This window comes from Nocardia niwae NBRC 108934 = DSM 45340, from assembly GCF_001613465.1.
Classification (GTDB): domain Bacteria; phylum Actinomycetota; class Actinomycetes; order Mycobacteriales; family Mycobacteriaceae; genus Nocardia; species Nocardia niwae.
The window spans coordinates 1-4457 of sequence record NZ_BDCK01000005.1 but is presented as its reverse complement, the minus strand read 5'-3'; the positions used below and the strand labels follow the sequence as shown (position 1 = coordinate 4457).

The window sequence follows — 4457 nt, the reverse complement described above, 5'->3', positions numbered from 1 at the left end:
GACGGCGGTCTGGGTCGCGGCGTAGATGCGGGCGAGGTCGATGTCGTACCCGGCCTTTTCGAGGTCGTGCGCCTTGCCCGCCTCGCAGGTGGCGAGGATGAACGGCCCGCCTGACGGGTCGGGAACGAAGCACCGGTGCTCGCAGTAGCGGCAGTACGGGCCCATATCAGCCGACCTCCGCCATGCGCAGCGCGTAGTCGAGCTCGTGCAGCGGGCGACCGCCGTCGACCTCGGGGCCGAACAGGTCGACGCGGCGAAGCGGAAGCGTGTCAGCGGCGGCGAACTGCTCGGCGCGGCGCGCGGCCTCCTCGTCGCCGCGCTGCTGCAGCTGCGCGACGGTGATCGTTGCGCCGTTGGTGACGGCGTGGCGGCGCTTCCCGCTGGTCGTCCGGGTCTGTCCGTTGTATCGAGGCATTTCGTAGACTCCTTGGTGTTGCCTTGCGCGCGCCAAGTTGGCCCTTGGGGCGCTGCTTTCGGGTGACGGTTTGTGTGGACGCCCGGCGTGGTTCACCGCGCCGGGCGTCGCCGCGTTCTGATCTCCTGTCTCGCGTCCAGTGGTGAGGCGTGACCGGCCGGTGTCGGGCGTGAGGGGAGTCGCCCGGCGGTCCGTACGACCGGTCACGCGCCCCCGTCGCGGCGTCGGCTCACCGCGACGGGGAAGTCAGGCGACGTTTCGTCGCTTCATCCGGGCGGCGGTGCGCTTGCTCAATCCGGCCGCGTTCGCCGTGTCGGTGGCAGGGGTTTCGGTGGCACGTGCGGCGGCGCGCTCGGCGAGCTGGTGCTCACCGGCGGCGCGCATGAGGTCGACCACTCGGCACATGTCGCTGCGCGTCATCCGCCAGGACCGGCCAGCGAGTACGGCCGTGAGATCGCCCGAGGCGATGCGGCGGTACAGCCAGTCGGTCGACGGCGCGCCGGTGAGCTCGCATACCTGCTCAAGGGCGAAGGTTTCGAATTCCGTTGCGGGGCCGCTCACTTGGCACCCACTTGGCTAACTTCCGCGTCCTCGTCGGCGTTGCCCGAAACAGCCATCGAGGCGATAGCGGCGCGGATGTCGGCGGCCGCGAACGTCAGCTTGCGGCCGGATCGGCGCGCGGGCAGGCGGCGCGAACGAACGCGCTTGATGAGCCAGTCCTCGGTTACATGCAGACGCTCGGCGGTCTCGGCCAGCGAGTACAGGCGCAACTCATCTACCGAGGTCATCGCAGTTTCTCCGTGACCGCGTCCACAACGCCGTTGATCTTCACGCCGAGCACAGCAGAGATGCGGGTCAGCTCGTTCATGGTGAATGCGGTGCGGCCTTGGATGCGTCGCTGCCACGACGAAGGGGTGATCTTCGCGCCCTCGGCGACGGACTTCTCCGTCCGGTCGGCCTGTGCGATGGCGTCGCGTACTACCGCCGCGGTCACCGTGTTGATGGGGAGCATGTTGACCACATTAGGGACAGATTTGTCCCTAAGCAAGACAGACATGACCCTTTCGGGGACTATTCAGGGACCATTGAGCAACCAACAGGACGTGAGGGTGTCCCAACTACCGCCCTTGTGGAATGGTCAGATTTGGCCCTTAATGGGACACATGGATACATCGGCCGCCGATCCCGGCAACCGGGACGACGACATGGATGAGGCCGCGCGGCAGTTGGATCTCGCGCTGGGCAAGGCGATCGTGGTTTTGCGAGCCACTCGGGACAAGATGACGCAGGACGAACTCGCCGAGCTCTCCGGCATCAGCAAGAAGACGATCGGCCGAATCGAGACCGGCCAGTCGTCCATGCGCATGCCGCAGATGCTGCGCATCAGCACCGCATTGGGGGTCGAACTGGGGGATCTATTGAAAAAGGCGCAGGAGCTCGGGGGTTAGATCGTTCAGCGCCTGGACGGGGTCGTGCCCGCGGGCTTGAATTTCGAGGATGAATCGCGAGGCCGGCATACGTCTCGCGCCCGCGATCAAGTCGGCTAGATCGTCCGCCCGTCGACTACTCCCTGCCGTTTGCCCCATTGCCCACCCTCGATCGTTCTGACACCCGCCATTAGTCGCGAGCCCCGACACTCGCTCGAACGCGTGTTCGATCCTACCGGGTGAGCGGGTTTGCGCGGCAGTTGATGCACACCGGCCCGAACGGGCGGTCGATACTGGCAGGGGTAGGTCGCTTACCCCCTGGTCGGCCGCTGCTTTTCCCACGCTCTACTCCTGCAGAGATACGCGGCGGGTGGACTTCCCCGAGGTAGCCATCGGTCGCGAATATGTTGGATACTAATTCCGGCAAATCGAACGCGTGAGCGGTACGTTAGTCCTCCAAATGGAGGACCACAAGGTCTGATTTTCGGATTAGGGGGATTAGGTTGCTCGCGACCCGAATCCTTCAAACGACGGTGTCGCATCGACGCCGTCCCACTGTTGTTACTCTCGCGTTAGGCTGAGTCGGTGGCGCACAGGGGAGCACTGAACTGGGCAATCGCCCAGGAAATCCGTGTCCGCCGAGAAGCGCTCGGCATGACCCGGGCGCAGGTGATCGCCGCGTCCGGCATCAAGAAGGCGACCTATGAACGCCTGGAGTACGGCCAGCGCACCGCCAGCGGCGAGCAGCTATCCGCCATCGGCAAGGCGCTGGGCACCACCGGCGGCCGCCTTCTGGACGCGGCGGAAGCGCGCGTCGAGCGCGGCGAGTACCCCAGCTTCGGCGAGCGAGCCGCAATAGAACTGGACGCCGCCATCGGATACCGGCGACCGAGGTAGTTCAAAGTTTGGCGAACCTCCCGCTACATGTCCGATACCGGCGTTACCCTGTCGCTTGTGCTCTACCTGATCGGCCTGGTGCTCGTCGTAGCATGCGCGCGGCTCCGCATCTGGTCCGACAAGTCATCGCGGCTGCTGACCATCGCACTGTTCCTCGACGTCCTCGCAGTCGCCACGACACGACCGGTATTCGATGACCAGGTGGACTCGGCACTCAGCGGGATAGTCGGCCACAACTCCTCCGACTTACTCCACGTATTGCTGCTCGTGGCGCGCTACTGGCTGATCGGATTGCTCGCCCTGCGGGCCGCTGCGGGATGGCAGACCAGCTGGACAGCTTTCGTGGGCGCGCTCTCGCTCGCGCTGATCGTGACATCAAGGGCCGGTCACGCACGCCGCATCCCGGTCTTCGATGAATGGGAACTGCGCGATGCGCCCAGTGTGGCGTACAACGTTATCTACGCGCTCGTAGCGGGTGCGACCTGCGCGCTTGTAATCACTGCCGCGGCAGCGGCTATCAGGCAACGACGCGGCATCCAGCGCGGCCCGTTGCTCGCCCTCGCCGCGGTCGGCGTCATAGGAATGGCCTACAGCATCACCACGGTGACCCTTCTCATCGCCGCGCCCGGCGTCTTACAAGAAGACGCAGCGGTCATCGTGACGGCTTGGAGTGTGCCGCTGAATATCGCGCTCGCGGTCGCGGGTCTGTACGGTCTGCGCCGCGACCGGCCTGCTGCTGTCGACGGTCGGCGCGGCTGGACTGCTCGCATCCGTCCGCCGACAGCACGCGGCTAGGCGGTTCGACGTGGACGGCCGATCGGGTGGGCAGTGACGGCGCGGGCGATCTCGGCATCGGCGACGGCCGCGACTGCGGCGACGTCGCGGTCGAAATCGGCACGCATCCGCGACACCGTTTCGGCCGCTTCGGCGCGCAGCTCGGTCACCTCCTCCCGCGCCAGATCACGTAGCGCGAGCGCAGCGTCACGCTCGCGGCGCGCCGCGTGTGCTTCGCGCTCGGCACCGTGCCGGGCGCGTTCGGCGGCGGCGATGGTGGCCCGCGCCCGTTCGAGCTCGGCGGCCAGGCGCTCGGCGTCGCACTGCTCGACCGGGAGTTCGGCTGCATCGCCGTACCGCTTCGCGGCGCGATGCGCCCGCACGGCGTTGTGGGTGGGATCGGCGCAGTAGGCGGCCGGGCGCCCCGGCCCGGGGCGCGGCGGCACGGGAGCGCCACACACCGAGTCGGGACCGATCGGAAAACGGCAGTGACCTGGGGTGATTTTCATTTCATTGCACTGATATGAAATGGAATTCGCCGTCACGCCACGTCGGCGAGCAAGTCGCCGGCCTCGTGCTGCGCGACGTGGTCGACCGCGGCGTCGTAGGTGTCGAACACCTGCGACTGCACAAGCCCGCGCGCATCCATCCAAACCGCCTCGAAGCCAGCGGCGACACGCTCGATCTCGCCGAGCTGCCCCAGCCGCACGAGGCGACGGCGGCGCGCCTGCTCCAAATCGAGGACCCGGCCGCGCAACCGGGGCAGCCTGCCCGCGACGGCCTGCGCGCTCGCCGCGGATGCTGCTGCCGAGATGTGCCCGTACCGTTTATCAGTGATCGCGATCGACGAGTGCCCGGCGTCCCGCGATACGACCCAGATCGGCTCGCCGTCCTGCAGACGCCAAGAAATCCCCGTATGCCGTGTGCAATACGGGGTGAGGCGC

At 66.9% G+C, this 4457-nt stretch carries 8 protein-coding genes and 1 pseudogene; 3 read left to right on the top strand and 6 right to left on the bottom strand.

The genetic code is table 11. From position 1 onward, the window contains the following. Positions 1–166 precede the first annotated feature (166 nt). The 4 genes from NNI01S_RS02660 to NNI01S_RS35165 all read right to left on the bottom strand — a co-directional run bounded on the left by NNI01S_RS02660 (position 167) and on the right by NNI01S_RS35165 (position 1427). Positions 167–415, bottom strand: a complete 249-nt coding sequence (locus NNI01S_RS02660; RefSeq protein ID WP_063017148.1) for a hypothetical protein — start codon at positions 413–415, stop codon at positions 167–169. Positions 416–661: 246 nt separating this feature from the next. Beyond that, entirely contained in the window at positions 662–976 is a 315-nt protein-coding gene (locus NNI01S_RS02655; RefSeq protein ID WP_063017146.1) for a hypothetical protein, read from the bottom strand. Then, positions 973–1203, bottom strand: coding sequence for a helix-turn-helix domain-containing protein (locus tag NNI01S_RS35170; RefSeq protein WP_063017144.1), 231 nt, complete (start codon positions 1201–1203; stop codon positions 973–975). The genes NNI01S_RS02655 and NNI01S_RS35170 overlap by 4 nt, the downstream gene beginning before the upstream one ends. Beyond that, positions 1200–1427, bottom strand: a complete 228-nt coding sequence (locus NNI01S_RS35165; protein ID WP_169812914.1) for a helix-turn-helix domain-containing protein — start codon at positions 1425–1427, stop codon at positions 1200–1202. Before NNI01S_RS35165 ends, NNI01S_RS35170 begins: the two co-directional genes overlap by 4 nt. Before the next feature lie 151 nt (positions 1428–1578). On the opposite strand from NNI01S_RS35165, the gene NNI01S_RS35160 reads away from it, so the two are divergent. The 3 genes from NNI01S_RS35160 to NNI01S_RS02630 all read left to right on the top strand — a co-directional run bounded on the left by NNI01S_RS35160 (position 1579) and on the right by NNI01S_RS02630 (position 3534). Continuing rightward, positions 1579–1863: a helix-turn-helix domain-containing protein gene (locus tag NNI01S_RS35160; protein WP_063017140.1), complete on the top strand. Its 285-nt coding sequence runs from the start codon at positions 1579–1581 to the stop codon at positions 1861–1863. Positions 1864–2427: 564 nt separating this feature from the next. Further along, complete coding sequence (locus tag NNI01S_RS02635; protein WP_157114564.1) at positions 2428–2739, top strand: helix-turn-helix domain-containing protein; 312 nt, start codon at positions 2428–2430, stop codon at positions 2737–2739. Positions 2740–2766: 27 nt separating this feature from the next. Further along, positions 2767–3534, top strand: coding sequence for a hypothetical protein (locus NNI01S_RS02630; RefSeq protein ID WP_157114563.1), 768 nt, complete (start codon positions 2767–2769; stop codon positions 3532–3534). On the opposite strand, the gene NNI01S_RS02625 is transcribed toward NNI01S_RS02630, so the two are convergent. Both NNI01S_RS02625 and NNI01S_RS35655 read right to left on the bottom strand, forming a co-directional pair. Beyond that, positions 3531–3959 (bottom strand): hypothetical protein, encoded by a 429-nt coding sequence (locus NNI01S_RS02625; RefSeq protein WP_063017133.1) that lies wholly within the window; start codon positions 3957–3959, stop codon positions 3531–3533. The two genes, NNI01S_RS02630 and NNI01S_RS02625, sit on opposite strands and share 4 nt — an antisense overlap. A 95-nt stretch (positions 3960–4054) precedes the next feature. After that, a pseudogene (locus tag NNI01S_RS35655) lies at positions 4055–4457 on the bottom strand (hypothetical protein); the annotation flags it as partial.